Annotated in this window: 30 protein-coding genes; 16 read left to right on the top strand and 14 right to left on the bottom strand. The window is 63.2% G+C overall.

Annotated features, from left to right (window positions below):
• Positions 1 to 85: 85 nt before the first annotated feature.
• The 4 genes from LJ737_RS18595 to LJ737_RS18580 form a co-directional block, all read right to left on the bottom strand.
• Positions 86 to 448 (bottom strand): hypothetical protein, encoded by a 363-nt coding sequence (locus tag LJ737_RS18595; RefSeq protein WP_227768250.1) that lies wholly within the window; start codon positions 446 to 448, stop codon positions 86 to 88.
• Positions 449 to 474: 26 nt separating this feature from the next.
• Positions 475 to 894: a hypothetical protein gene (locus LJ737_RS18590; protein ID WP_227768249.1), complete on the bottom strand. Its 420-nt coding sequence runs from the start codon at positions 892 to 894 to the stop codon at positions 475 to 477.
• Positions 895 to 1,024: 130 nt separating this feature from the next.
• Positions 1,025 to 2,077 (bottom strand): hypothetical protein, encoded by a 1,053-nt coding sequence (locus tag LJ737_RS18585; RefSeq protein WP_227768248.1) that lies wholly within the window; start codon positions 2,075 to 2,077, stop codon positions 1,025 to 1,027.
• Positions 2,078 to 2,295: 218 nt separating this feature from the next.
• Complete coding sequence (locus tag LJ737_RS18580) at positions 2,296 to 2,757, bottom strand: DUF4268 domain-containing protein (protein WP_227768247.1); 462 nt, start codon at positions 2,755 to 2,757, stop codon at positions 2,296 to 2,298.
• 338 nt (positions 2,758 to 3,095) lie between these two features.
• Here LJ737_RS18580 and LJ737_RS18575 point away from each other — a divergent pair, with 338 nt between their 5' ends.
• Positions 3,096 to 3,428 (top strand): HIRAN domain-containing protein, encoded by a 333-nt coding sequence (locus LJ737_RS18575; RefSeq protein WP_227768246.1) that lies wholly within the window; start codon positions 3,096 to 3,098, stop codon positions 3,426 to 3,428.
• A 149-nt stretch (positions 3,429 to 3,577) separates the two neighbouring features.
• Positions 3,578 to 4,003, top strand: coding sequence for a hypothetical protein (locus LJ737_RS18570; protein ID WP_227768245.1), 426 nt, complete (start codon positions 3,578 to 3,580; stop codon positions 4,001 to 4,003).
• Positions 4,004 to 4,094: 91 nt separating this feature from the next.
• Here the strand turns inward: LJ737_RS18570 and LJ737_RS18565 are convergent, their stop codons facing one another.
• Positions 4,095 to 5,156 carry a hypothetical protein gene (locus LJ737_RS18565; RefSeq protein WP_227768244.1) on the bottom strand — a complete coding sequence of 354 codons (1,062 nt, stop codon included), beginning with the start codon at positions 5,154 to 5,156 and terminating at the stop codon, positions 4,095 to 4,097.
• 219 nt (positions 5,157 to 5,375) lie between these two features.
• On the opposite strand from LJ737_RS18565, the gene ruvB reads away from it, so the two are divergent.
• Together ruvB and queG are read left to right on the top strand one after the other, a co-directional pair.
• On the top strand, positions 5,376 to 6,425 hold the full coding sequence (gene ruvB, locus LJ737_RS18560) for a Holliday junction branch migration DNA helicase RuvB (RefSeq protein WP_227768243.1): 1,050 nt from the start codon (positions 5,376 to 5,378) through the stop codon (positions 6,423 to 6,425).
• A gap of 132 nt (positions 6,426 to 6,557) precedes the next feature.
• Positions 6,558 to 7,535, top strand: a complete 978-nt coding sequence (queG, locus tag LJ737_RS18555; protein ID WP_227768242.1) for a tRNA epoxyqueuosine(34) reductase QueG — start codon at positions 6,558 to 6,560, stop codon at positions 7,533 to 7,535.
• A gap of 9 nt (positions 7,536 to 7,544) precedes the next feature.
• Here queG and LJ737_RS18550 read toward each other — a convergent pair whose 3' ends face one another.
• The 5 genes from LJ737_RS18550 to LJ737_RS18530 all read right to left on the bottom strand — a co-directional run bounded on the left by LJ737_RS18550 (position 7,545) and on the right by LJ737_RS18530 (position 11,508).
• Positions 7,545 to 7,739: a hypothetical protein gene (locus tag LJ737_RS18550; protein WP_227768241.1), complete on the bottom strand. Its 195-nt coding sequence runs from the start codon at positions 7,737 to 7,739 to the stop codon at positions 7,545 to 7,547.
• Positions 7,740 to 7,967: 228 nt separating this feature from the next.
• Entirely contained in the window at positions 7,968 to 8,822 is an 855-nt protein-coding gene (locus LJ737_RS18545; RefSeq protein WP_227768240.1) for a ferritin-like domain-containing protein, read from the bottom strand.
• 18 nt (positions 8,823 to 8,840) lie between these two features.
• A complete protein-coding gene (locus LJ737_RS18540) occupies positions 8,841 to 9,557 on the bottom strand; it encodes a ferritin-like domain-containing protein (RefSeq protein ID WP_227768239.1) in 717 nt (238 codons plus the stop codon).
• A 355-nt stretch (positions 9,558 to 9,912) separates the two neighbouring features.
• Complete coding sequence (locus LJ737_RS18535) at positions 9,913 to 10,734, bottom strand: ferritin-like domain-containing protein (protein WP_227768238.1); 822 nt, start codon at positions 10,732 to 10,734, stop codon at positions 9,913 to 9,915.
• A 12-nt stretch (positions 10,735 to 10,746) separates the two neighbouring features.
• Complete coding sequence (locus LJ737_RS18530) at positions 10,747 to 11,508, bottom strand: ferritin-like domain-containing protein (RefSeq protein WP_227768237.1); 762 nt, start codon at positions 11,506 to 11,508, stop codon at positions 10,747 to 10,749.
• Positions 11,509 to 11,774: 266 nt separating this feature from the next.
• Here LJ737_RS18530 and LJ737_RS18525 point away from each other — a divergent pair, with 266 nt between their 5' ends.
• Positions 11,775 to 13,316, top strand: coding sequence for a BatD family protein (locus LJ737_RS18525; protein WP_227768236.1), 1,542 nt, complete (start codon positions 11,775 to 11,777; stop codon positions 13,314 to 13,316).
• A gap of 67 nt (positions 13,317 to 13,383) precedes the next feature.
• On the opposite strand, the gene LJ737_RS18520 is transcribed toward LJ737_RS18525, so the two are convergent.
• The 3 genes from LJ737_RS18520 to LJ737_RS18510 form a co-directional block, all read right to left on the bottom strand.
• Positions 13,384 to 14,007, bottom strand: a complete 624-nt coding sequence (locus tag LJ737_RS18520; RefSeq protein ID WP_227768235.1) for a uridine kinase family protein — start codon at positions 14,005 to 14,007, stop codon at positions 13,384 to 13,386.
• 110 nt (positions 14,008 to 14,117) lie between these two features.
• Positions 14,118 to 14,708 carry an RdgB/HAM1 family non-canonical purine NTP pyrophosphatase gene (gene rdgB / locus LJ737_RS18515; RefSeq protein WP_227768234.1) on the bottom strand — a complete coding sequence of 197 codons (591 nt, stop codon included), beginning with the start codon at positions 14,706 to 14,708 and terminating at the stop codon, positions 14,118 to 14,120.
• A gap of 158 nt (positions 14,709 to 14,866) precedes the next feature.
• Complete coding sequence (locus tag LJ737_RS18510; RefSeq protein WP_227768233.1) at positions 14,867 to 15,283, bottom strand: hypothetical protein; 417 nt, start codon at positions 15,281 to 15,283, stop codon at positions 14,867 to 14,869.
• A gap of 206 nt (positions 15,284 to 15,489) precedes the next feature.
• Between LJ737_RS18510 and LJ737_RS18505 the strand changes: the two genes are divergently transcribed.
• The 6 genes from LJ737_RS18505 to LJ737_RS18480 all read left to right on the top strand — a co-directional run bounded on the left by LJ737_RS18505 (position 15,490) and on the right by LJ737_RS18480 (position 20,273).
• A complete protein-coding gene (locus LJ737_RS18505; RefSeq protein ID WP_227768232.1) occupies positions 15,490 to 15,735 on the top strand; it encodes a type B 50S ribosomal protein L31 in 246 nt (81 codons plus the stop codon).
• 199 nt (positions 15,736 to 15,934) lie between these two features.
• The gene (locus LJ737_RS18500) at positions 15,935 to 17,170 is read left to right on the top strand and encodes a GlmU family protein (protein ID WP_227768231.1); all 1,236 of its coding nucleotides are present in this window, start codon (positions 15,935 to 15,937) and stop codon (positions 17,168 to 17,170) included.
• Positions 17,171 to 17,174: 4 nt separating this feature from the next.
• Positions 17,175 to 17,444 (top strand): hypothetical protein, encoded by a 270-nt coding sequence (locus tag LJ737_RS18495; protein ID WP_227768230.1) that lies wholly within the window; start codon positions 17,175 to 17,177, stop codon positions 17,442 to 17,444.
• Between the two features lie 12 nt (positions 17,445 to 17,456).
• On the top strand, positions 17,457 to 18,602 hold the full coding sequence (locus tag LJ737_RS18490; protein WP_227768229.1) for a DNA polymerase III subunit: 1,146 nt from the start codon (positions 17,457 to 17,459) through the stop codon (positions 18,600 to 18,602).
• A 103-nt stretch (positions 18,603 to 18,705) separates the two neighbouring features.
• Positions 18,706 to 19,659: a hydroxymethylbilane synthase gene (hemC, locus tag LJ737_RS18485; protein WP_227768228.1), complete on the top strand. Its 954-nt coding sequence runs from the start codon at positions 18,706 to 18,708 to the stop codon at positions 19,657 to 19,659.
• A 68-nt stretch (positions 19,660 to 19,727) separates the two neighbouring features.
• Complete coding sequence (locus LJ737_RS18480; protein ID WP_227768227.1) at positions 19,728 to 20,273, top strand: hypothetical protein; 546 nt, start codon at positions 19,728 to 19,730, stop codon at positions 20,271 to 20,273.
• On the opposite strand, the gene LJ737_RS18475 is transcribed toward LJ737_RS18480, so the two are convergent.
• Positions 20,255 to 20,905, bottom strand: coding sequence for a DUF2238 domain-containing protein (locus LJ737_RS18475; RefSeq protein ID WP_227768226.1), 651 nt, complete (start codon positions 20,903 to 20,905; stop codon positions 20,255 to 20,257). The genes LJ737_RS18480 and LJ737_RS18475 overlap by 19 nt on opposite strands.
• Positions 20,906 to 21,002: 97 nt before the next feature.
• Between LJ737_RS18475 and LJ737_RS18470 the strand changes: the two genes are divergently transcribed.
• The 5 genes from LJ737_RS18470 to LJ737_RS18450 all read left to right on the top strand — a co-directional run bounded on the left by LJ737_RS18470 (position 21,003) and on the right by LJ737_RS18450 (position 26,449).
• Positions 21,003 to 21,545, top strand: a complete 543-nt coding sequence (locus LJ737_RS18470) for a hypothetical protein (protein ID WP_227768225.1) — start codon at positions 21,003 to 21,005, stop codon at positions 21,543 to 21,545.
• Between the two features lie 52 nt (positions 21,546 to 21,597).
• Entirely contained in the window at positions 21,598 to 22,191 is a 594-nt protein-coding gene (locus tag LJ737_RS18465; protein ID WP_227768224.1) for a GNAT family N-acetyltransferase, read from the top strand.
• A gap of 53 nt (positions 22,192 to 22,244) precedes the next feature.
• Positions 22,245 to 22,940: a peptidylprolyl isomerase gene (locus LJ737_RS18460; protein ID WP_227768223.1), complete on the top strand. Its 696-nt coding sequence runs from the start codon at positions 22,245 to 22,247 to the stop codon at positions 22,938 to 22,940.
• Between the two features lie 84 nt (positions 22,941 to 23,024).
• Complete coding sequence (locus LJ737_RS18455; protein WP_227768222.1) at positions 23,025 to 23,924, top strand: SDR family oxidoreductase; 900 nt, start codon at positions 23,025 to 23,027, stop codon at positions 23,922 to 23,924.
• 230 nt (positions 23,925 to 24,154) lie between these two features.
• On the top strand, positions 24,155 to 26,449 hold the full coding sequence (locus LJ737_RS18450; RefSeq protein ID WP_227768221.1) for a GH92 family glycosyl hydrolase: 2,295 nt from the start codon (positions 24,155 to 24,157) through the stop codon (positions 26,447 to 26,449).
• The last annotated feature ends 23 nt before the right edge of the window (positions 26,450 to 26,472 follow it).

The following is a 26,472-nucleotide window of genomic DNA, read 5'->3' as shown; positions in this document are numbered from 1 at the left end:
ATGCAAAACCGCCGCCCTCAACAGGGCGGCCGTTTTGCATTTGGCGACGCAGCCGCTCGGCAGGCCCGTCATAAGGCAGTAGCCGTCAGCGCTTTTCCAGTAGGTAAACGTCTTCGTAAAAAACGTCGGTGCCCGTGGCGAAGGTGCCGATGATGCGGTTGGGCGTCATCTGCACTACCTGCCAACCTTGGCGGTGCAGCTCGTTTACTTTCACGAGCAGTTGGGCCCGCATGTGCGTCACGGATTTGCTGCGCCCCAGGTCTTGGGGCGCGGTGGTGCCGTCCGGCGCCGTGACGACAAGTTCACCGCGGCCGGTGCCGCTGACGTACAGGGCCACTGTCATGTAGCCCGCGTCGGCGGCGGGCTTGGGGTAGAAAGCCCAGCAGGCAAGGGCCGTCAGCAGCAGCACGGCGCTGAGTGCGAGGCGGGGCAGGCGGGAAGAAGCCATAGCGCGTAACCAGGGAAAAGCCCGCGTCAGTTAGTGGCCTTGGCCTCTTGCCGGAACAGGTAGCGGATGGTGCCGGCTTCCTGCAGGGTGTTGACCAGCACCCAGCCTTGGGCGCCTAGTTCGTTGAGCTTCTTGGCCTCGGCCAGGTACACTTGGTTGTAGGTATAGCGCGTGCGGCGGTAGCTGGCCGTGCTGGAGTCGGCCAGCGCCTTGGTGATGGAGGCGTTGATGACTTTTTTGGGCGCCACGTCGCGGTACACCACGAATTCTTCCGTCTTGATGGAGCCATCAGGCCCGATGACGGAAAGCGAGGAGCGGTAGTAGCCGTACGGTAGTTCGGGTTGCACCTCGCGCACCAGCATCAGGTAGCGGGTGGGGGCGGGCTGTTGGGCCCAGGCCGGGGCGGCTGCGAGCAGCAACCCGGCCAAGCAGGTAACGTTGCGCATGGTAGTAAGAAGGATAGAAAGTGAATCAGGAGCCGCCAACGCGGCGGGCCCGTGGGCACCTGGCGCACAAATCAGGCCACCGCGTGCGCGGTCCCGGGCGCCGATCCATCCTCCCTGGGGCCGAGGCCCGCTACGTTTTCAGCAGCCGCTTGGTCAGGCGCCAGGCCGTGGAAAGCTTGGTGGATAGCGAGAGCAGCCGCTGCGGGTGCACCAGGCTGCGCGGCACGCCCAGGTAGCGGCCCATGTAGCGCCCTAGCTCTGGCAGGGGCACTTGCCAGAAGCGGGAGCGGGGATTGAGCACTTGCCGGCTGAGCACGGGCAAGCCCTGCAGCTTTTCGCTGGGCAGGTGCCAGATGGGCAGCTGCAGGTCGGTGGGGCGCACGTCAGAGTAGCGGTAGGCCGTCCAGATGCGGCGGATGAAGCTGTGGGCGTCGGTCCAGGGCCGGTCCAGGCAGTTGTAGGCCAGGATGGTCATGTACTCGTCGCCGTCGAAAATGCTTTCCCCGTTGGCGAAGCGCGGTGGCTGCTCGGGGTGCGCGGCCACCACCTGCTGCCACATCGGCTCCAGCTTGGCCATGATGTCGGCGAAGCAGGCCCGGCTGCCGCCCACCAGCTCGCCCCCGAAATACACGGGCACGTCCGTCGGGTAGTCGGGAAACAGCTCGCGGTAGAGGTTGCCGATGTGGCGGCGGCTCATGCCCAGCACTTCCGTGTCCGGGTCCCCGCTGATGTCAAACAACAACAGCTGCCCGCTGCGCAAGGTGGCTTCCAGCGCCGGTTCGGGGCGCGTCCAGACGCAGTCGGAGTCGAGCAACAGGCTGTAGTCGGCGGCCTCCGGGCGGGCCAGTTGTTGCATCACCTCCAGCTTGTAGAAACCGTTGCGGAAACGCTCCGAAAAGCCCGCCGGCGGCTGAAAATTGTCGAAGGGCATCTGCCGGATTTCCACGCCCAGGCCCCGTAAAAACTGCTGGAAGTCGACCCCGTTCCAGGTCGTCGAGCCCCGGTCGTTGGTGTAGAGCACGTGGTGGGCCGCCGGGTTGCAACGCGTGGAAGTCGCGAAAAACACGGTCACGCATTGCCAGTAAATGCGGCGGCGCTGGTCGGCGCTGGCGTCCTGAAGCTGGTCGTAATACGAAGCCGGGTGCCGCTCGTCGTCTACACAAAGGCTGGTGATGATGTCCATAAGAGAAGTATTTGTGGGATAAGTTATAGGTTTTATATCGGTATTATCTTATAAATTATCAAAATAATTTTAATACAATACATTTAGGCCTGACGAGGCATTGCGGTGTATTTGGCAACGGGCGTAGCGCGTCGTAAGAACACTCATAGCTTACTCGCACATGGCCGACGGGCTTCCGACTGCGCATTTTGCGGGCAACGCCAGCGAACCGGCCCGCCTCAGCGCAGTTCGTCGAATGCGTATTGGGCGGTGCTCCAGAATTCGTCCAAGGCCACGATGCGCGGCTTGAAAAACGAAATCAGCCGGGGCCAATCGTTGCGGTCAAACATATTCACCGGCGTTAGTTCCCGGTATATGCGGGCCAACGGCAGGCCGTTGGTATCCACGGCGGCCGGTTCCCAGGTCCAGGTTTCGCCGGTGGCTTCCTCCAGCATGGCGCGCAATTCCTGGAACTGCTCGAAAAACAGTTCGCGCAGGCCGGCGTCGGGGTGGGTGATGTCGATGCTGACGGTGGCGCGGCGCGTATCGGCGTGCAGGCGGAAATACACGTGCTTGAGGCCGGTCTTGTAATTGACCCAATTGGTGGGTAGGCCTTCCGACGAAGGCACCGGCTGCATATACTGGCCAAAGGCGGTCCAGAACGCCTGCCGCAGCTGCGCGGCTTCGGTTTTGCTGTACATGGGGAGAGGAAAATGGGCCGCGAAGGTACACTGCGCCTTACGCAGTAAGTTGGCGTACCGATTCTGGCGCCGCCAGCGCGGCGGATGCTGCATGGCTTGTTGCTGGCCAAGACCGCGGCGGTATGAGCATCCCCAACTCCGCAGCCGAGCAGATGAGTGCGCCGCCGGCGTGCTGGCAGCGGCACATATGAGGTGCTTTGCGGCCTTATTAGCGTTATGGCGGCGCATTTCAGCATCGACCGCCAGAAATCCGCCCCGCCCAGCATAGCCCTCACGACCGAGGTATAGCCTGACAACTGCGCCGCATTGCTATTTTGCGCGTGCTTAGTCTCCTTGCCATGCCCGCCTCCGCCACGCCCCTCGTCATTCTCGAATGCCTCGTCGCCGGTACTTCCCACCGCGACAACCTCGCCGAACACGAGCCCAACTTGCGCATCAACCAGCCGCTGGCCCTGCGCCGCGAAGCCGACAGCACCTTCGACGACTGGGCCGTGCAGGTGCACACCCGCCCCGAAGACGGCGGCGTGTGGTTGGGCTACCTGCCCGAAGGCCGCAACGAAACCGTGGCCCGCTTGCTCGACGCGGGCAAGCAACTTTCGGCCCGCCTTACCCACAAATCATGGGAAGACGACTGGCTGTACCTCAACATCGAAGTACTGCTGCACGAGTAGGCCGCCGCGTCAGCCGGCCTGGAGTGGCGGGCGCGTTAGTAGGTGAATTAATGGGTTAATGGCTGAGCTTGATATAGTTAGCTGATGGTGAATAATCACCCCGGGCCGCGAAACGTCGTATAGCCAAGCCAAACCAACCCGTTCCCATCATGGCTACCGACAACCAAAACAGCTCCCGCGACCAGCGCGAACAGGACAAGCAAAACTACCGCAACACGCCCGAGTCGCGCTACCAGCCCGACCGCAACAACCCCCAGCGCCACCACGACCGCGACCCGCAAGACGACGGCGACGCCACCCAGGACTTCAACACCATCGGCGACGACGGCACCTCCGACGGCGTGGCCAACACCGTAGCCGGCTCGGGCGCCAACAACGGCGGCCCCGGCGGCCGCGTGGGGGCCAATACCCAAAGCCCGGCCGCCGAGGGCACCCGCGGCGCCGGCACCGTGCACCAAGACCAACTGCGCACGCCTTCGGCCCAAAGCCCGCACCAAGGCCAGGGCGACATGCGCAACGACGCCGACCACGGCCAAAGCGGCCAGGCCGGTTCGCGCTCCGGCCGGCAGCGCTAACCGCGCCGCGCAACAACCAACTGCGGCCGGGCCGGCACTGCGCCGGCTCGGCCGCGACGCGTAAGCCCCGGCTGAAACGGGAACTGCCCGGTTACAGCAAGTCCGCCAGCGCGGTGACTTCGGCGCGCAGGGCCGTCAGCCGCGGGTCATCGGTGAAATTGTCGTGCACGCATTCCACAAAGCCCGTGACCATCATGCAGATGACTTCTTGCCGCCGGGCAACGGGCTCGGGGTCCGACAACTCGGCCGCGCAAGCCGCCGCCCCGGTGTCAGGCGCAAGGTCGGCCGGGCCGGCGTGCGAGTCCCAGCGCAGCACGTCCTGCACGTTCGATACCAACGCCATGGCTAGCACTTGGGTACTTTGGTAGAGCACGGCCACCTCGGGCCACGACAGCGGCATCTGGGCGGCTGGCTCGGTTGTTTGCAGGCGGGCTTCCAGCGCGGCCACAACCGCGGCGGGGCAGCCCGACAACTGGGCTACCGCCTGCGCGAAAGGCAACTCAGAAATCGAGGGCAGCACGCGCACCAGCGTCAGGGCCAGGCGCAGCATCCGCAACTGCTCCTGCCGAAACTCGACCGCGAAAATGGCTTCGTCGTCCACCTCGCAGGCCTCCGCGGCGCTGTGGGGCGGCGCGACAGCGGGCAGGTCGGTGGCCTGCAGGGTGCCGGCCAAACGGGTGAAAGCGCCGTCGATCTGCAGGCGCAGCAGGTGCAGGTCGGCGCGGGCTTCAGCGTCGTCGTGGCTGGCAAACTTGCCCACTAGGTCCACAAACGTTTCGCCGAAAGGCAGCAGGTGCTCCCGGATGGCTACGGTTTGCTGCGCGTCCAGATGCATGCTTTGCTCCAGAAACAGCAGCACCGGCGTGGCCAGGGGCCCGGCCAGCACCCGGCAGCCCACCAGCAGGTGCACGTAAAACAATTCGGGCTCTTCCAGCAGCTGCCGCACCAACATGGCGTTGCTGTTGATGGCCGTAATCATGCGGGCCGCCGCCAGATCCAAACCCGTCAGGGCGGTAATTTCCCGGGGCAGTGGGTCGTCGGGGCGGCTGAAGAACTGCAGGCAGCCCATGCCGCACAAATGCAGGAACGGCGCCACTTGTTCGTAAAACCCCGCTGGCAGCGCGTCGGCAAGGGCATCACTCTGTTCGGACATAGCAAGGTGGCGGATGAAAACACGGAGTAGTCGATAAGTTAAGCAACATTTTGTTGGCTTTATCAAGGCCGTGGAAGAGGTGCTATTTGCTAATATTTTTGTCAATATGGCGCACGTAGCTAAAGTTTTGGCTAAAAATATTGTGCAGGCGAAATGATTTGCCGGCGCGTGCTGTTACTTTACCTACTGAATCTACCGCTTCACGCCTTTCCCTTTTGTATGCGCGAATCGTATCTGACCGGCGGCTCCGAGAATATGAACGCCACCGACAAAGACATTGACAAGGCCCTGCGCCCCTTGAGCTTCGCCGACTTCGCCGGCCAGGCTAAGGTGGTGGAGAACCTGCGCGTGTTCGTGGCCGCCGCCAAGCAGCGCGGCGACGCCCTCGACCACGTGCTGCTGCACGGCCCGCCCGGCCTTGGCAAAACCACGCTCTCGCACATCATTGCCAACGAGCTGGGCTCGGGCATTAAGATGACCTCGGGACCGGTGCTCGACAAGCCCTCCGACCTGGCGGGCCTGCTCACCAATCTCGACCCGCACGATGTGCTCTTCATCGACGAGATTCACCGCCTGAACCCGGTGGTGGAGGAATACCTCTACTCGGCCATGGAGGACTACCGCATCGACATCATGCTCGACTCGGGCCCCAATGCCCGCTCGGTGCAGATTTCCTTGTCGCCCTTCACGCTCATCGGCGCCACCACGCGCTCGGGCATGCTCACGGCCCCGCTGCGGGCGCGTTTCGGCATCAGCTCGCGCCTGGAGTACTACGACGCCAAGCTGCTGACCGACATCGTGCAGCGCTCGGCCGAAATCCTGGGCACGCCGATTCACGAGGACGCGGCCTTTGAAATTGCCCGCCGCTCGCGCGGTACGCCCCGCATTGCCAACAACCTGCTGCGGCGCACCCGCGACTTCGCCCAGATCAAAGGCACGGGCACCATCACCCGCGACATTGCCCAGTTTGCCCTCAGCGCCCTCGACGTGGACTCGCAAGGCCTCGACGACATGGACAAGCGCATCCTGTCGACCATCATCGACAAGTTTAAGGGCGGGCCGGTCGGCATCACCACCATTGCCACTGCCTGCGGCGAGGAAGCCGAAACCATCGAGGAAGTGTACGAGCCGTTCTTGATCCAGGAAGGCTACATCAAGCGCACCTCGCGCGGCCGCGAAGCCACCGAGCAAGCCTACACCCACCTGGGCCGCCCGTTGCCCGCCCACATGCGCGGCAACGTAGCTGGCGACCTGTTCACGCAGGAGTAAGGGCGGTTGTAGTGGTTTGTGATTGGTTTTTGGACCTTTGTTACCGGGAAGCGTGTCTGAGTTTTTCAGACACGCTTTTTTTATCCCATCGGCTTGAGGCTGCGCCTGCCAACCACAAACTCTACTAACCTAATGCTTGCTTCCGACCTCACCCGCGCCGAATGGACCGGCTTCATCAAGCGCCGTGCGGCGGAGCTGGGCTTTATGGCCTGCGGCATTTCGCGGGCCGAGTTTTTGGAGGAGGAAGCGCCGCGGCTGGAGCAGTGGCTCAGCAAGGGTATGCAGGGTCAGATGCGCTGGATGGAAAACCACTTCGACAAGCGCCTGGACCCGCGCCGCTTGGTCGACGGGGCCAAGTCCGTGATTTCGCTGCTGCTGAACTACTACCCCGCCGAGGAAGACCAACAGCCCGCCGACACGCTCAAAGTCAGCAAATACGCCTACGGCCGCGACTACCACCACGTCATTAAAGACAAGCTCAAGCACCTGATGTGGGACCTGCAAGCGCACATCGGGGAGGTGGGCGGCCGGGCTTTCGTCGATTCGGCGCCGGTGCTGGATAAGGCCTGGGCCAAGAAGAGCGGCTTGGGCTGGGTGGGCAAGAATTCCAACCTAATCACGCCCGGAGCCGGCTCGTTCTACTTCATTGCCGAGCTGATTGTGGACGTGGAGCTGGCCTACGACGGCCCCATCCGCGACTATTGCGGCTCTTGCACCCGCTGCCTCGACGCCTGCCCCACGCAGGCCATTACCGAGCCCTACGTGGTCGATGGCAGCAAGTGCATCAGCTACTTCACCATCGAGCTGAAAGACCAGCTGCCGACCGAGGTGCAGGGGCAATTCGGCAACTGGGTGTTCGGCTGCGACATCTGCCAGGACGTGTGCCCCTGGAACCGCTTCAGCCGCCCCACGCAGGAGGAACAGTTTCGCCCGCACCCGCACCTAAAAGAAATGCGCGAAACTGACTGGCAGGAAATCACGCAGGAAGTGTTTCAAACGTTGTTTCGGCACTCGGCCGTGAAGCGCACCGGCTACGCGGGCCTGCAGCGCAACATTGCCTTTGTAACAGGAACGCCGGCCCTGGGGGGGCCGGCGTCCGCTGCAGAATAAGGGGAATTACTACGCCAGACTCACCTGTCGGAACACCCGGTTGAGCACCCGGCGGTAGAGACTGGAGAATTGCTGGTAACACCAGGCCTTGAGTTGGCCGGCTTCGTCGGGCACTAGCGTCCGCAGGGCCTTACGAAGCTCTTTCTCAAACAGCGTTCCGTCGAAGCTGACCTTGAGCAGAATGGTTTTTACGTATTCCAGCATCGTGGTAATGAAATGAAGTGGAAATGGGAATGATGGGGGCTGGGAGAACGAACGGCAATGCTATACGCATCGGAACGAAAAAGGCTAACAAACATTAGCTGTTTCCGGCCGGTAAGAGGAAAGATACAATAAGACGGAGGTAAAATGCAAGGCCTGCGCAAAAAAAACGGCCGCTACCTTAAGTAGCGGCCGGTGTGGGGCGGTTGGAGTCCCAACCAGCCGCGGGGCTTAGTAGGTAAAGACCTGGATGATGGCCGAGGCGGCCGCGAACGAGAGGGGTTCGTCGAAGGCTTCGGTAGCGGCGGCCGTGATTTCAGCGGCGGTGATGCCGCCGGTGGTAGGCAGCAGCGTGGAAGTATCGCGCGACACCAAGCCGGCTACCTGCTGCAGCACCCGGTCTTCGCCGGCGTACACGTTCTCGGCGGTGGTGGGCAGGGCTGCGGCCTCCGTGCCGCTGATCCAGGACTTAACGCTGGCGCCGCGCTGGCGGCGTAGCTGCCGCAGGTGCGCCGCGTGGCGGCCTTCCACCGCAAACATGCGGCTGACGCTGTCGATTTGGTCGTTGTTGTTGATGAGCAGCGGCACCCCGTAGGCGTAGGTGCGCACGCTCAGGTCTTCCAGCACTTGGGCTACCAGCAGCATGGTGTCGGTGCTGGTAAACACGTCGGGGAACACCTGGGCGCGGGCGCCGTTGCGGCCGCCGGTGAAGTCGTAGTTGGGCCGGGCAGCTACAATCCCACCCGACGCGCGGACATACGACTCCAGCAGGGCAATATGCTGGCGCTGCTGCGCGCGGATCAGCGTGAAATCGGGCTGCAGGGCAGCCGGGACGAGGCCCGCCGGCACGCGGCCGTAGAATTCATCCTGCAGCTGCTCCACGCGCAGCAGCAGCAGCAAGCCGTCGAGGGCAGTGCCGGCTGTCGTCTGGGCACCGGCCGGCTGGGCCGTCAGCACGCCCAGCAGGGCGGCGGGCAAGGCGGCTGCGGCCGTGTGGGCCAGCTGCGTGAGGGCGCCGCGCCGCGCGGTAGGGGAAGCCGCCGCATCGGCAGCAGCCAGTTGCTCAAGAAAAGAAAGCAGGTTCATACGGGAAGGAGCGCGGCATCAGTTGGTGGGCAGCGACCCAACCAAGAGTTGAACGGGAGAAGTGTATTTGCTGAGCTCGGCCAGCACCTCGGTGGGCGTCAGCGCTTGGTTGAGGCCCGCGTCGGCCCCGGTTTGGGCCACTACATCGGCGGCGGCGAAGCTGCCGGGCGTGCGCAGGTCGCGTACGGCAGCGGCGTGGCGTGCCTTCACGGCCATCATCTTCACGAACAAGCGCAGGAGCACGGCGCTGGTCAGCAGCCGGGCCGCCCCGCAGTAGGCCGCCACGGTCAGGTCGCCGATGGCTTGGGCGGCTGTCAGCACGCCAGTGCGCGTCGTCAGGGTGTAGGAAACCGAGTAGTCAAACGCTTGCCCGCTGATGCCCCCGGTAGGAGTCAGGGAGTTGGCGCTCATGGCCAAGGGCAGCAGCTCGCGGTGAATGATGTTGTGCCGGTTGATGTCGCGCAGCACGGCCAGGTCGGCGGCGGTCAGGTCGCCGGGCGGGGCCGCCAGCACCTTGGCGTAGAACTCCGTGGAAAACCGCTCGAGCAGGTGCAGGTAGTTGAGCAGGCCCTCGTCGCCGCTGGTAAACAGAAGCGTGGGCGGGCCGGCTACCGGCTTTTCGGGGTCGGAGCAGGCAGCCAGTAGCGCCAACGAAGCCGCGGCCACCCCGGTGTGGGTCAGAAAGGTCCGCCGGCTGAGGCCCGACGGCTTGAAAGAAGATGATGCCTCGGGCATACGCAAAAACAAAAGAGCTTACGGGCAGAAACTTGCCGCGGGCCTGAACCGCAAAGGTACTCGTTGCGCGTCGAACCGACTAACGGCTCCTTGCAGGAGCCCGAAGCGGGCCCAAATGGTTGCATCGTGTCCGGGCCGGGCGCTAGCGCGTCAGGAAAAAGACGGCGGGCACCGCGCAGTTCCGGGTCGGGTGGCGGGTCCGAAGCAGTTCACGCCGCTCCTAGTCCAGGGCCCCAGAACGTATTTGCTGGTGGCCCTGCTACTTAGGCGCCCGACGTCGGACCGGGCAGCTGAACCATAAAAAAGACGGCCCGCAACTGCGGGCCGTCTTTTCTTGATAACAGCGCGGTAACGCTTAGGGGCGGATGAACAGCGCCAGACGGGCTTTCACTTCCACGCCGGTCAGCGGCTCGTCGAAGGCTTGGGAAACTTTGTCTTCCGCCACCGTCGTGTAGTCGGCGCGGGCAATGCCGAGGTGGGTGGTGTTGGACTCGGGCGTGGCACCGGTGTAGATGTCGGCTTGCGAGCCTTCGGCGTCAATGCCCGTAATCCAGCCGCGTTTGCCGCGCAACCGACGGATTTCGGCGGCGTGGCGGGCTTCCACGGAGTGAATGCGCAGCGCCGCTTCCAGCACGGGCTTGTTGGCCATCAGCGCGGGCTTGTTGGCTTGGCCCTTGTAGGCGCGCACCCCCAGGTCTTCGAAAGCCTGGGCCACGGCCAAATACGTCTGGTAGTTGGAGTTCCAGTTGGTGTAGCGTCCGCCCCCGGTAAAGTCGAAGTTCGGCTTGGCCACCGGCGTGCCCCCCAGGCTGGTGATGGTAGTTTTGAGGGTATCGACCTGGGCCATTTCGTTGCGCAGCAGTTGCTCGAACACGGCGCGGTCAGAGGCCGGAATCAGCCCGTTGACGTTCAGTCCTTCTTGGTAGTAGGTCGAGTCGGTGTACTCGGCCAGCAGGGCAAAGTTCAGGATTTCCAGCAGCGAAGTTGGTTCGCCGGCCGGTACCTGCGCTTCTGCTTTCGTCCAGAGGCCACTCACGACGGCCGGTACGGCGGCCAGCGCGGCGCCGCGGCCCAGGCGGGTGAGTTGTTCCAGGGCGTCGCGGCGCGACGCCGGTTGGGTTGCCGGTTGCGGTTCGTCGAGCGCACTTGCGCGTTTGATAAGCTCAAAGATGTTCATGGCGCGAAAGGATTAACCGGGCAGGGTGTTGGTGTTGAGGTTGGTGCGGATGTACTTGTCGGCGGCGGCAATGACGGCGCGGGGCTCCATGGCCACGTCCAGGCCTTGGGCATTCACCACGTCGTCGCCGGCGAAGGCGCCTTCGCCCTTGGCCTTGGGCTTGAGCAGGTCCCGGATGATGGCCGCGTGGCGGGCTTCCACCGACACGATTTTGCCGGCCGCCAGCAGGAAGTTGGGGTCGGTCAGGTACTTACCAGCGCCGTTGTAAGCCGACACGCCCAGATCCTCGAACGTGCGGGCCGTCGTCAGCACCGAGTCCCGGCTGCTGAAGTTGATGGAGGTGAAGTTCGGCTCCAGCGCCCCGATGGCATTGGTACCCAGGGCCTTTTTGAAGAAGTCCCGGTGCGCCACTTCATGGTCGCGGATATCGGTCAGGATGTCGCGCTCTTCACTAGAAATACCCGAGTAGAAGTTGCTGACCACCCGCTCGTAGAAGGCAGCTTCCAGCTGTTCCAGCGCGTAGGCGTAGTTCAGAACGCGGAAGTCGCCCGTGCCGAAGTTGACGGCTCCGCTGGCGTTGGGGTCGTTGGCCGGGTCGACGACTTCTTGGTTGGTAGGAGTGTCGTCGTCATCGTCGCAGCCGGCGAGCAGCAAACCGGTGGTGGCGACAGTCAACCCCGAGTAGCGCAAGAATAGGCGGCGGTCAATGGGGTTGAACAGGCGTTGGCCCAGGCCCGTGGCGGCGGGCTCCGTAGAGTGGTGTTGGGTGGCCATGTGAGATAAGAAAGGTGAATGGTTGGGTGAAACTTTTTGGCGTAAGGCTTCCCGTCCGGAACCGGATAGGGTTTCGGGGAGAAAACATTGAACCTGAAAGTGGAAGTTGTTGATGCACCTACGCTCCTTTGGCCCGCCTGGATTCTTTTTTAATAGGAAATTTGACTATATCGTATGTTTTTTATATAAAATGACGAGCTACCGGTCGAGCATACGAAAAGGGCGTAGCGCGCTGCAAACGCATTTTTGTTAGTAGTTTTGACTACATGGCGTGGCGTTGGTTTTTTCTTTTCAGCATTCTACTTACCTGCTGCGCAATTGCGCCCGCATCGGGGCAGGCGCCGACCGTAGCCCCGCCCGCCGCCGTTCCGCCCGCCGGGCAGCAAGCCGCGCTTGAACTGGGCCGGAGCAGCTTTCCCATCAACGAGTACTTCACCATTGCCTTCCGGCTCAGCGGCGCGCCGTTGGAACGGTATTCGGCGTTTCCCGACGTCGAAGGCTTCAAGAAAAGCGGCAAGACCTCGACGACGACCACCCGCACTGTGGGCGGCCGCAGCACCGTGGAGCTGGTGATTACGCAGCGCTACGCTGCCTTTGCCGAGGGCGAATTCGTGCTGAAACCGTTTACCCTTACCGTCAACGGGCAGGTGCTGCGTTCGGCCGGGGCCACGCTGCGCGTGCTGCCCCAGCCCGCGGCACCGGCCGCCGGCGCCCCCGCCACGCCGGCGCCGCCCGCTGCCAAGCCGCCCTTGGTGGGCATCGGCAGCCTCGACCAGCTGCTGGGCAAGCCCAAGCCTCAGGAATACGTGGAGCCGCGCGACAACGCCTTCCTGAGCGTGGAGCCCGACAAAACCACCGCCTGGGTGGGCGAGCCGGTGCACGTGGGGCTGTACTTCTACTTGGCGCCCGCCGACCAGGGCTTGCTCGATTTTTACCGTTTTGCCGAACAGCTGCCCCCCATGCTGCGGCAGCTGCGCCAGCCCACGGCCTGGGAAGAAGCCTTCGACGAAACCGATATCCGGCCCGACTCGGTGCGCGTCGGTGGCAAGCCCTACTTGCGCTACCAGCTGCACGAGGCGGTGTATTACCCGCTCAGCGCCAAGCCGCTCACGTTTCCGCGGGTGGCCCTGCAAATGAAAAAATACCGCTTGGCCAAGCGCGCCGTCGAAGGCCTCGACAACCGCTTGGAAGGCTACAAAACCTACGTCAGCCAGCCGCGCACGGTGCAGGTACGAGCGCTGCCGCCGGTGGCCGCCGGGGCCGTGCCCCCGGCCGTGGGGCGCTACCAGCTGCGCGAAGGGGTGGGCAGTACCAGCTTCCGCACCGGCCACACCATCAGCTACACGCTCACGGTGGAAGGCGAGGGCAACCTGACGGCCCTGGCGCCGCCCGTGGCGCGCCCCGTGCCGGGCTTGGAAGTATACGGGCCCGAGGTGCACCAGGAGCTGACCCGCGCCGACGGCCGCGTGACCGGCCGCAAGGAGCTGCGCTACCGCTTGGTGCCGCGCCAGCCCGGCCGCCTGCGCCTGCGCGACGTACTCGGGGTGCCCGTGTTCAACCCCGACCTCGGCCGCTACGACACGCTGCGCCCCGAGCTGGAGCTGGCCGTGACGGGCCCGGCGGTGACGCCGCCCCAGGAAGTTACCGCCTTCGTGCGCACCGACCCGTTTTACGCCCAGCAGCTCACCAACGCCGACCCCACCACCATGGACATGGACACGCCCCGGCAAGTGCGGCGCTACGCCAACTTGGTGCTGGCCCTGCTGCTGGCGCTGGCCGGCATCGGGTGGTGGACGGCCCGGCGCTAACCCAGGCGCACAAAAAAGCCGCTGGCAGTGCGCCAGCGGCTTTTTTGGTAATCTGCGTATCGGAAGCTTACGAGGCCGAAACGCGGCTTCTCAGGTAAGCAACCAGCACTTCCAAGCCTTTTTCGAAGTGGCGGTTGTTGGGAATGATGATGTCCGCGTCGTGCTTGAAGGGCTTGATGTACTTCTCGTAGGTGGGCGCCACGTGGTGGGTATAGCGGTAGAGCACGTCCTCCAAGTCGTAGCCCCGCTCGTCCCGGTCGCGCACGATGCGGCGCAGCACTTTCACGTGCTCCCGGGCATCGATGTACACTTTCAGGTCGAGCAGTTTGGCCACTTCCTCGAAGTAGAACACGAAAATGCCTTCCACCACCACAATAGGCGCGGGCCGAAACACCAGCTCCTTGGCCGGCACGTTGGGGTTGTTGAAGGTGTACTCCGAGCGGCGCACTTCCAGGCCCTGGCTGATGCGCAGCACGTCGGCGGCGTAGGCGGCCGAATCGATGCTGGCGGGCAGGTCGAAGTTGGTCACGCCCTGCGCATCCACCTGCTGCGCCTCGCGCGGGTGGTAGTAGTTGTCCTGCGAAATCAGGCAGATGTCCTCCTCCGGAAACGAGGCCAGAAGACGGCGCAGAAAGGTGGTTTTGCCGGAGGCGCTGCCGCCGGTGATGCCGACGATGAAAGGCTGTTGCATGGGTGCTGACTGCGGCCCGACCAGCAGGGCCAACCTTGCAAAAGTAAGGGTTTGGGAGATTAAAATGCAGGTTGGCGGCCTGAGAAGGTGAGTTGAAGGCGCGGCGCGGCTTATTCTACCGAGTGTTGCTCCCGCAGAAACGCGGCCAGCTGCGCTACGGCCCGGGCCCGGTGGCTCAGGGCATTTTTTTCCTCGAGCGTCATTTCGGCGAAGGTTTTGCCCGCGCGCTCGGGTTCAAACACCGGGTCGTAGCCGAAGCCGCCCTGCCCGCGCGGGGCCGCGGTGATGTGGCCCGGTACCTCCCCGAAAAACGTCCACTGGTCCGCCGCGCCCGACACCAAGGCAATGACGGTGCGGAAGCGAGCGGCGCGCTCGGCCTGCCCCTGCAGCTCCTGCAGCAGCTTCTGCACGTTGTCGGCGGAGGAGCGCTGCGGGCCGGCGTAGCGGGCCGAATACACGCCCGGAGCGCCGCCCAAGGCAGTTACTTCCAGGCCGGTATCGTCGGCAAAGCACGACACGCCGTAGTTGTCCCACACATAGCGGGCTTTTTGCAGGGCGTTGCCTTCCAGCGTGTCCTGGGTTTCGGGCAGCTCCTCCTGGCAGCCGATGTCGGCCAGGCTCAGCAGCTCGATGTGGGCGGGTAGCAGGGGCCGGATTTCGTCCAGCTTGTGGGCGTTGTTGGAGGCAAAGCAGAGGCGCATGGGGCAATGGTGAAGTTGTGAAAGGCGAAATTGTGAATCCCAACGGGATTCAGCACCGCAGGGCGAAGAAGGCGGGCACAAAAAAACCGGCTGAAGCCGGTTGAAGTAAGCTGGGCGAAGAATTTCACCCTTCACCGTTCACAATTTCACCACTTGCATCACCGAAACATCGACTTGATGCTGCCCCAGGAGCGCTGCACGGCACTGGGCGTCTGGCTCAGGATGGTGGTGTACACTTGGTCGCCGGAGGTGGTTTTGACGAGCAGACGGTAGGTGTAAGGGCCGGAGTTGGTGCTGGCGGTGCCGGCCGTGCCGCGGTAGAGGTTGGCGTCGAGGTACTGGTAGCGGCGCTGGCCGGTGGGCACCACCACGCTGAGGCGGTCAAAATTGGCGTCGGTGGCGCCTTTGCGGTAGAGCTCGAAGCTCGATAAACCGTTTTCGTTGAGCACTTCCCAATCCACGCGCACGGAAGCGCCTTCCAACGTGGCTTGGAACATGGTCAGCGTGACGGCCCAGGCAGTGGAGGCAACCAGCAACAGCGTAAACAGCAACGATAGAATAAACCGACGGGTCATGCGGCACGGGGTAACAAAAGGTGGGAAGGGGTAGGGTCGGGCCGGACCGGGACCAAAAATAACCTTTTCGCCCAATTCAGCTAGGTAAAGTTTCTATTATCCCCGAAAAAAGCGTGCCGGCTTTTCTTTTTAGGCTCAAGGTCTTACCTTTGCCGTCCCTTCCGCAAAATCGGCGGGGCCTAACAGGACTTCACGCATTCAGCGCCATGAAAAAGGACATCCACCCCGAGTACCGCGAAGTAGTGTTCCAGGACACGACCAGCGACTTCAAATTCATCACCCGCTCGACCATGACGTCGAACGAGACCATCACGATGGAGGACGGCAAAACCTACCCCGTCATCAAGGTGGAAGTTAGCAGCCAGTCGCACCCCTTCTACACGGGTAAGAACGTACTGCTCGACACGGCCGGCCGCGTGGAGAAGTTCATGAACCGCTACAAGAAGAAGTAAGCTTCTTTGAGTTATTAGTGGTGAGCGGGCGGTTGTCTTCGGCAACTGCCTGCTCGTCCCGATGCTCCCGCCGGCCCCAAGCCAGCGGGAGTTTTGTTTTTGGGCGGGGTTTTATGCTGACGGCCGGCGCCCGACCTTTGCCCCGGCGCCGTAGCGCCGTTGCTGCTGACCTCCGGCCACTGTCAACCGACACCTGCTTATGACCATCTTGCTCTTCGACGACCCCGCCATCCGGCCCAACCTGCTCCCGTTTACCTTTACCCGGCCCGTGGCGGCGCTGCGCTGCGGCATCCTCACGCTGGCCGAGAAGTGGCAGCACCGGCTGGGCGAAGAGGTGCACTACCTGACCGAGCCCTACCTGCAGGCCAAGTTTCCGGCCGCGCCCGCCGACGGGCCCGCCCTGGTTATCAACGGGGCGGTGTGCGCCGACGACCTGCTGGCCCGGCAGGTGCAGGCCCTGCAGCCCGGCGAGGCCCTGTTCGACGACGAGCTGCTGGTGGCCGCCCACCTGGCCGACGCCAGCAAGGTCGCCGAGCTGATTCAGGACGGTTTTCAGCACGTGAAGCAGGTGGCCGAGCCGGTGACGGTGATTCGCCAGCCCTGGCAGCTGTTCTTGCACAACGGCGCCGAAATCCGCCGCGACTTCGCCCTGCTGACCGCCGGCCGCCAGTCGCAGCCGGTCAACGATGCGCACACCATCGTGTACGCCCCGGAAAACATCTTCATCGAGGAAGGCGTCAAGATCCGGGCCGCCATCCTGAACGCGGAGGACGGCCCGATTTACCTTGGTAAAAACTCGCAGGTGCACGAGGGCGCCATCATCAAGGGGCCGCTGGCCCTGGGCGAAGGTTCGCACATCAACGCCGGCGCCAAGATGCGCGGCGACAACACCGTGGGCCCGCACTGCAAGGTGGGCGGCGAAGTGGGCAACAGCATCCTGCTGGGCTACTCCAACAAGGGCCACGACGGCTACCTCGGCAACTCGGTGATAGGGGAGTGGTGCAACCTCGGGGCCGACACCAACACCTCGAACCTGAAGAACAACTACGCCCCGGTGAAAATCTGGAGCCACGCCGCCGGCCGCTTCGTGAACACCGGGCAGCAGTTCTGCGGGCTCATGATGGGCGACCACAGCAAGTGCGGCATCAACACCATGTTCAACACCGGCACGGTGGTGGGCGTGGCGGCCAACATCTTCGGGGCCGGCTTCCCGCGCAACTTCATTCCCTCGTTCAGCTGGGGCGGGGCCTCGGGCTTCGAAACCTTCCGCCTCAACAAGGTGGCCGAGGTGAACGAGCGGGTAATGGCCCGCCGCGGCCTGCCCTACGACGAGGTGGAGCGCGGCATCATGCAGCACGTGTACGAGCTGACCGCCAAGGACCGCGTGTGGGAGCGGACCGCCCCGGCCGCCGACAACGCCAACATCGAACTCTAGCCCCATGAGCGAACAAGCCCCCCTGCAGGGCACCGACCGGGCGCTGACCATTTTCTTGGTGGCGGTGCTGTTTGGCGGCGCGTTCTTCGCGTTTTTCCAGTCCATTCCGGCCGGCCTCGTGGCCGAAGCGGTGACGGCACTGGGCGCGTGGGCGCTGCTGCGCTTCGTGCGCGGCGCCCAGCGGCAAGCGCCGCCGTTCCGCATTCTGGGCGCCATCGGCATTGCCGTGCTGGTCATGGCCGTGCGCACGGGGCTACTTTTTCTGCTGCGTTAGCGTTGAGGGCCTATGCGTTTCGCTGATATTCCCGGTTTGCAGGAGGTGAAGCAGGTGCTGCGCCAAGCAGTGCAGCGGCAGCACGTGGCGCACGCGCAGCTGTTTCGCGGGGCCGAGGGCTCGGGCGCGCTGGCGCTGGCGCTGGCCTACGCGGCCTACCTGAACTGCGAAAACCGCCAGCCCGAAGACTCGTGCGGGGAGTGCCCGAACTGCCGCAAAATCGACCGGCTGGTGCACCCCGACCTGAACTTTATTTTGCCCGTCACCACGACCAAGGCCGTGAGCAAGGACGCGCTCAGCCACAAGTTCGTGGCCGACTGGCGCAGCTTCGTATTGGCCGACGGCGGCACGTACCAGGGCCTCAACGACTGGATGCAGCACATCGGGGCCGACAACAAGCAGGGCAGCATCAGCAAGGACGAGGCCGTGCAGCTGCTCAAGCTCGTGTCGTTGAAAGCCTTCGAGGCGCCGTTTAAGGTGGTCATCATCTGGCTGCCCGAGCTCATGCACCCGGCCGCCGCCAACGCCGTACTCAAGCTGCTGGAGGAGCCGCCGCCTGCCACCGTGTTCCTGCTCGTGAGCCAGCAGCCGGATAAGCTGCTGCCCACCATCGTGAGCCGGGTGCAAGTGGTGCCGGTGCCGCGCTTCCGCGAGCCGGACCTCACGCAGTACCTCACCGACCACTACCAAGTGCCCGAGGCCAAGGCCCGGCAGCTGGCGCTGGTGAGCGAGGGCAACCTCGGCGCCGCCCTGGCCGCCCGCGACGCGCCCGACAACGACTATTTCACCTTCTTCCGCGAGTGGATGCAGGCCTGTTTCCGCGTCAGCCAGGGCAAGCTGGAGGACGTGGTGGCCCAGGCCGACAAGTTCCAGAAGATGGGCCGCGAAAACCAGAAGGAATTTCTACAGTACGCCCTGGGGCTGGTGCGCAAGGTGTTGCTCTTCGGCCTCGACGCGCAACTAGTGCCCCACTTGCCGGCCGCCGAGCAGACGTTTATCAGCAAGTTTAGCCCCTTCGTGCACCGCTACAATGCCGAAGGGCTGGCGCAGGTGCTCAACGAGGCGCACTTTCACGTGGAGCGCAACGCCAACCCGCGCATCACCTTCGTGGACACGTCCCTGCAGGTGGCCGACTTGCTGCGCGTGCCGGTGAACTAAGGCGAGGGTGAAGTTGTGAAAGGTGAACTTGTGAAGACCACAGTTGCCTTTCGGACTTTAGCCCGCTGCGATTCACGACTTCATCATTTCACTACTTCACCATATGACCCGTCCCATCCGCATCGGTACCCGCGGCAGCAAGCTGGCCCTGTGGCAGGCCCACCACGTGGCCGATACCTTGCAGGCCGCCGGCCTCGAAACCGAAATTGTCATCATCACCACCAAGGGCGACGTGGTGCTGGACCGCTCCCTGGACAAGATTGGGGCGAAGGGCGTGTTCACGGAGGAGTTGGAGGAGAGCCTGCGCACCGGCCACATCGACATTGCCGTGCACAGCGCCAAGGACGTGCAAAGCTCCATCCCGGAGGATCTGGAGCTGCTGGCCTTCATGCCGCGCGAAAAGGTCAACGACGTCATCATCAGCTTCGACCCGGGCTTTTCGCTCGACAAGCCCGACATCGTGCTCGGCACCAGCAGCACCCGCCGCCGGGCCCTCTTCAAGCGCCACTACCCGCACGCCATTACGGCCGAGGCCCGCGGCAACCTGCAAACCCGCCTACGCAAGCTGGAAGAAGGCCAGTACGACGCCTTGGTGCTGGCTTTTGCCGGCGTGCACCGCATGGAGTACGACAACCTGATTGTGCGCGTGCTGCCCGAAACGCAGTTTATTCCGGCCGCCGGGCAGGGCTCGGTGGCCATTGAGTGCGCCAAGAGCCTGGAGCTGCCCCGCAAGCTGGCCCTGCGCAACCTGCTCGACGACCCCGACACCCACACCTGCCTACGGGCCGAGCGGGCCTTTCTGCGCACCATGGAAGGCGGCTGCAGCATCCCCAGCTTCGCCTTGGCCACCTTCACCGACGAAGGCGCCCTGCAGCTGCACGGTGGCCTCATCAGCCTCGACGGCCAGCAGTACGTGGAGGAACAGCAGGCCACCCACGACCCCGAGGACGCCGAAGCCCTGGGCGTGCGCGTGGCCGAAGCCGTACTCAGTCGCGGCGGGGAGCAGATTCTGCTGGATATCCGCCAGCACCGGGAATCGGAGTCGGCGACGTTTTAAGCCAGCGGGGCCACGACTAGTAAAGTCGTGGCCCCGCGGCATTTACTCAACTATTCTATAGTTCGTTTATGGCTGTCTTACCCGACAACGTATCCATGAACGGTGAAAGCCTGTGGCTGGCGCCTGGCTTGACTTATTGGCTCATCGACGCGCTCTATCTGACGGAAATCGTGGAGGAATCAGACCGGTTGAATAGGCAGGATTTGGTGGCCTCTGCCCGGCGACTATTTGAATGGAATCCTACACCCTTCGCACGGTTTGAACTCCTTCCAGTAGGTGGGCCGTACGAGTTAGAAATAGCGGATATCGTTCTGGGTGATGAAGCCGGCTCAGCTTATGCAGGGCATCCCGAGCAGCACTTCGGTACTGATTCGGCAGTGATGGTAGTGGTAGCTGAGCAAAACCTGCTTACGCTAATCGAGCGAAAGTTCTCGTACAACGACCTGATCGAATGCGCAGCCGATGAGCAGCCCTACCACGAGGTGTTCAGCGCCCGGTACTGGCAGCAGGTAACAGCCGGAATAGTTCCAGTTACGGTTGGGCTGATCTACAGCCCAGGACTAGGTGCTGGCTTTGATTTTGTCGGCAGCGGTTTTTATCGACTGCGCGTCTGAGTTCGCTGCTTGTTCGTCAGCGCATACAGCAGCAGCGCGGCTACGGCTCCGCTGGTATCGGCCAGCATGTCTTTTTGCGCGTCCCAAATGTCGCCCTGGCTGCCGAGGAAGGCGGCGCCGGATTCGCCGCCGGCCGTGGCCGCGTACAGCCACTCGATGATTTCGTAGCTCATGGCCACCGTGCCGATGACGCACAGCGGCAGCAAATAGGAGAGGAAACGGCTGCGAATGAGGCCGCGGGCGTCGGTGTATTCGATGAGCGCGTAAGCGTAGAAGCCCACCGTGACGTGCGCCACCCGGTCGTACATATTGCGCTTGAAGCCGAACAGGTCGTTGAACCAGTCGAAGGGCACCCGCTCGAAGGTGTAGTAGCCGCCGATGGTGTGCATGTAGAGCAGCACGGCCATCAACAGGTAGGCGGTATTGGAAAACTGCACGCCGCGCAGGTAAAGCACGGTCAAGGCCCCGGCAATGAGCACAATGGGCAGGTTTTCGACTATCCAAGTAGCGCGGCTGTACGGGTGAATGGCCAAGGCGGCAAACAGGAGCACGTAGCCTGCCAGCAGGAGCTTGGGAAACCAGGAAGGATTGCGGAGCGCGGGTGCGGTGGCAGGAGTAGCGGCAAGAGCCATAGTCGGAAGCAGGTGTGGGGTAACTTGGGCCGCTTACGTAGAGAGTGGAATAAGTATACATGAACGTACATTTACTAACCAACTCAGTCTAATAAGCATGATGGAAAATTATTCGGTTGACTATCAATATTCACAAGACATTGATTGGTTCTTATTAGGTGCCGATAATGTTGTAGCGCAATTTTCTTCCGGAGGCGCAATACTGCCGGAGATTATTTCAAAAAATGCCTCTAGTAATGAGATGCTCATCGACTTTTTTTCTAGAAGCCAATCGTTTACTTCTTCAACGTTAAATCCGTTCTTAGACCGATATATGAATCTGGCAAACGTGCTCGGGGATGTAAATGATTTAGCTCATTACGCGACTAAAGGCATTGTTTCCTTTGATGTAGTAGATCCAGGCCCTGGGAACAATGCTATTGCCTATCACCTGCTGGCTACCCCAAAGCAGTATTTAGATATTAATCAATTGCCAGCTGAAGTACAGCAGGCGTTGCTGAAGTTTAAGGTCGACATTGATTTTAGATTGTTTTATATGTTGGATTCATGGTATTTGCCTTGGGCTTCGTTATTTAATGATTATTACGTGCGCACTCAATATTGCGTACCCGCCAAAAAGAAAAGGTGGTTTTGGGAATAAGCGGGGCTATTCTGCTCACCACTTGAAGTAGTTTGTTGTAATCTGGCTTTCTATGCGCCCCAACCCGCTGCCGCCCGCGCCCGAGCTGCGCACCGCCCGCCTCACCCTGCGTCCCTGGCGCCCCGACGAGGCCGCCGTGGTCTTCCGCCTCATCGAGCAGGACCGCGCCCGGCTGACGCGCGACTTTCCCAAGACTACCCGGGCCGTGCGGGACGAAGCCAGCGCTCAGGCCTTCATTGAAATCTGGGATGCCGACTGGCTGATTGGCAAGGGCATTCAACTCAGCATCTGGCCCCACGGCGCGGCGGCGCCCGCGGGCTTCGTGAGCGTGCGCAACATCGAGTGGGAGGTGCCCAAAGCCGAGCTGGCCTACCTGCTCAGCAGTACTGCTGAGGGCCAAGGGCTCATGCACGAAGCCGCTGCGGCCGTTATCGACTGGGCGTTTCGGGCCCTGGGGCTGGAGCGCGTGTACTGCCACGTCGACCCCGAAAACCGGCGCAGCGCGGCCCTGGCCGAGCGCTGCGGGCTGCTGCGCGAAGGGCTGCTGCGCAACAACTTCCGCGGCGGCGACGGGCAGCTGCACGACAGCTACAGCTTCGGCCTTACGCGCGCCGACTGGCGGGCGCGTTCGGCCGATTCAACTTAGCTTCGCCCTTGGAAACGCCGTACAGGCGGGTTTACCCATTCTCCCCGACGTTCATGAACCGCATTTTTCGTTTCGGCGGCCTGCTGGCGGCCCTGCTCTGGCTGGCCCCGCTCACCGGGCTGCACGCCCAAACGGCCCCGTCCATCGGCCCGACCCAGCTGATTAAGGTTAAGACCAAAAAAAGCAAGAAGGACGAGCTGGTAACCATTCACGTCACCCAGGGCGACGCGGCCCTCGGCGACATCAAGATTCTGCTCTACGACCAGACGCCCCAGCACAAGGCCAACTTCCTGCAGAAGGCCAAAAGCGGCTACTACAACGGCACGACCTTCCACCGCGTCATTCCGAACTTCATGATTCAGGGCGGCGACGCCAACTCCAAAAACGACGACCCCAACGACGACGGCCTGGGCCAGCCGTCGGATCCGACCATTCCGGCCGAAATCGTGCCCGAGCTCAAGCACCAGCGCGGGGCCGTGGCCGCCGCCCGGCAGGGCGACTACGTGAATCCGCAGCGCGCCAGCTCCTCCTCGCAGTTCTACATCGTGCAGAACGTGACCGGCACCCCGCACCTCGACAACCACTACACCGTGTTCGGACTGGTGGTGCAGGGCCAGGCCGTGGTCGACAAGATTGCCGCCGTGCCCACCACCGGCCCCGACCGCCCCGTGACGCCGGTGCGCATGAAGTTCGAGGTGAAAAAGCTCAGCAAGAAGAAAATCATGCAGGAGTACGGCTTTCAGTACTAGCCAAGTGGTGAACTTGTGAGAGGTGAAGTTGTGAAGAGCACTTGGCCATTCACAACTTCACCTCTCACAAGTTCACCTTTCCCCATGCGCTTGCTCATCACCGGGGCCAACGGCCTGCTCGGCCAGAAGCTGCTCGACCGCCTGCACCAAGAGCCCGGCGTGGCGCTCATTGCCACCGGCCGCGGCCCGTTTCGGCTGGCGGAAGCTTACCCGCTCGTGCCCTACGTGCCGCTCGACGTGAGCGACGAGGCGGCCGTGCAACGCGTGCTGCGGGAGCAGCAGCCCACGCACGTCATCCACACCGCCGCCATGACGCAGGTGGACGACTGCGAGCTGAACCCCGAGGAATGCTGGCTGCACAACGTGACGGCCACCGAAAACCTGGCCCGCGGCTGCGCCGCCCAGGATGTGCACCTGACCCACCTGAGCACCGATTTCATCTTCGACGGCTCGCACGGTCCCCTGGCCGAAGATGCCCAGCCCAACCCCCTCAGCCACTACGGGCGCAGCAAGCTGGCCGCCGAGCAGGCTGTGCAGGCCACGTCCGGCCTGCGCTGGGCCATTGCCCGCACGGTGCTCGTGTACGGGGTGCTGCGCGGCGGCGGGCGCACGAACATCGTGCTGTGGGTGCGCGACTCGCTGCGGGCCGGCAAGCCCATTAAGGTCGTATCGGACCAGTGGCGCACGCCCACGCTGGCCGAAGACCTGGCCGAGGGCTGCTGGCTGATAGCCAAGCAAGGCGCCACGGGCATCTACCACCTTTCCGGCCGCGAGTTGTTGACGCCCTACGACATGGCCCTGCGCGTGGCGGCGCACTTCGGGCTGGAGGCCGGGCTGATTACCCGGGTCGACGCCAGCACCTTCACCCAGCCCGGCCGCCGGCCCGCCCGCACGGGCTTTGTCATCGACAAGGCCGAGCGGGAGCTGGGCTTTCGGCCGCATTCCTTCGAGGAAGGCATCGACATCGTGGCCGCCCAGGCCTGAGCAGAATAGGAAACGAAGCCACCTCGCCCAAACGATTAGGCGTTAGTGGCTGCGCTTTGTCGTCAGTGCAGGGTTCGAGCAGGGGCCTTCGCTTGGGCGTACGCCAGATGAGGATGACCGGAACAGGGGTGGTTAGTGGAGTAGCCGGCGTTGTTAGCGCTAAGCAGGCGTCGGCGGGGCAGGGTTGTTGGCTACATTAGGCCCGCCCTACCTCATCCGTGGCTTCTCCTATGCATACACGTCTACTTTATCTATTTGGCCTGCTGCTGGCTGCCCTGACGGCCCCGGCCCAACCCCGGCCCGAGCCCGTCGACCTGGTGAACCCGCTGATGGGCACCGACTCCAAGATCGAGCTGTCGAACGGCAACACGTACCCGGCCATTGCCCTGCCCTGGGGCATGAACTGCTGGATGCCGCAGACCGGCAAGATGGGCAGCGGCTGGGCCTACCAGTATGCGGCCGACAAAATCCGCGGCTTCAAGCAGACGCATCAACCCTCGCCGTGGATGAACGACTACGGCCAATTCGCCCTCATGCCCATCACCGGGCAGCGCCGCTTCGAGGAGGACGCGCGGGCCAGCTGGTTTTCGCACAAGGCCGAGGAAGTCCGCCCATACTACTACCGCGTGTACCTCGCCGACCACGACGTAACCACGGAAATAGCGCCCACCGAGCGGGCCGCCCGCTTCCGCTTCACCTTCCCGCGCACCGACAGCGCCTACGTGGTGCTCGACGCGCTGGACCGCGGCTCGGCGGTGCAGGTGCTGCCCCAGCAGCGACGCATCACCGGCTACACCACCCGCAACAGCAAGGGCGTGCCGGCGAACTTCAAGAACTACTTCGTCATCGAGTTCGACCACGATTTCACGAGCACCGCCGTGTACCAGGACAAGGTGCTCGACGCGGCCAAGCTGGCGGCCGAAGCGGGCCACACCGGCGCGGTGGTGGGCTTCAAGACGCGCAAGGGCGAGCAGGTGCAGGCCCGGGTGGCTTCGTCGTTTATCAGCCCGGAGCAGGCCCTGCGCAACCTGGCGGAAGTCGGGGCCGACGACTTCGAGGCGGTGAAGCGCAAGGCGCGGGCGGCCTGGGCCGAGCAGCTGGGCAAGGTGCAGATTGAGGGTGGGACGGAGGCCCAGCAGCGCACGTTTTACTCCTGCCTGTACCGCTCGTTGCTGTTTCCGCGCAAGTTTTACGAGCTGGATGCCCAGGGCCAGCCCGTGCACTACTCGCCCTACAACGGGCAGGTGCTGCCCGGCTACCTCTACACTGACACCGGCTTCTGGGACACGTTTCGCTGCCTGTTTCCCTTTCTGAACCTGCTGTATCCCAGTGTCAACGCGCAGATTCAGGCCGGCCTCGCCAATGCCTACAAGGAAGGCGGCTGGCTGCCGGAGTGGGGCAGCCCGGGCTACCGTAACATTATGGTGGGCAACAACTCGGCCTCGGTGGTGGCCGACGCCTACCTTAAGGGCGGGCGCGGCTACGACATCAACCTGCTCTACCAGGCCCTGCTGCACGGCGCCAACAACGCCGGGCCGATGACGGCCGTGGGCCGCGCCGGCGTCGAGTACTACAACAAGCTTGGCTACGTGCCCTACGACGTAAAAATCAACGAAAGCGCGGCCCGTACGCTGGAATACGCCTACGACGACTTTGCCATCTACCAACTGGGCAAGGCCCTGGGCCGGCCCAAGAAGGAACTGAACCTCTACGCCAAGCGCAGCCAGAACTACCGCCACCTGTTCGACAAGCAAACCGGGCTGATGCGGGGCAAAAACCAGAACGGCACCTTCCAGTCGCCCTTCAACCCTTTCAAATGGGGCGACGCCTTCACCGAGGGCAACAGCTGGCACTACACCTGGTCGGTGTTTCACGACGTCGACGGGCTGATGCAGCTCATGGGCGGGCGCCAGCCTTTCGTAGCCACCCTCGACACGGTGTTTACCCTCGCGCCGGTCTTCGACGCTTCGTACTACGGCGAGGTCATCCACGAAATCCGCGAGATGCAGATTGCCGGCATGGGCAACTACGCCCACGGCAACCAGCCCATCCAGCACATGACCTACCTCTACAACTACGCCGGCCAGCCCTGGAAAACCCAGTATTGGGTGCGCGAAACCATGAACCGCCTCTATCTGCCCACTCCCGACGGCTACTGCGGCGACGAGGACAACGGGCAGACCTCGGCCTGGTACGTCTTCTCCGCTCTGGGCTTTTACCCCGTCTGCCCCGCCACCGACGAGTACGTGCTCGGCGCCCCGCTCTTCCCCAAGGCCACCCTGCGCCTGGAAAATGGCCAGACCATCGTGCTCAACGCCCCCGGCAACCAGGACGCGGCCAACCGCTACATCGGCCAGTTGCGCCTGAACGGGCAAGCCTACGAGCAAAACTACCTGCGCCACAGTGAGCTGCTGCGGGGCGCCACGCTGGATTTCGACATGAGCAGCCAGCCCAACCGTCAGCGCGGCACCCGCCCGCAGGACGCGCCGTACTCGTTCAGCAAGGACGAAAAGACGGGGCGGTAGTCGGGCGGCAAGTGCCTGAGGGG

It is taken from the genome of Hymenobacter sp. 15J16-1T3B, from assembly GCF_020711235.1.
In the GTDB taxonomy this organism is placed as follows: domain Bacteria; phylum Bacteroidota; class Bacteroidia; order Cytophagales; family Hymenobacteraceae; genus Solirubrum.
The sequence above is the reverse complement of the archived record's forward strand: the minus strand, read 5'-3'. Positions and strand labels throughout refer to the sequence as shown.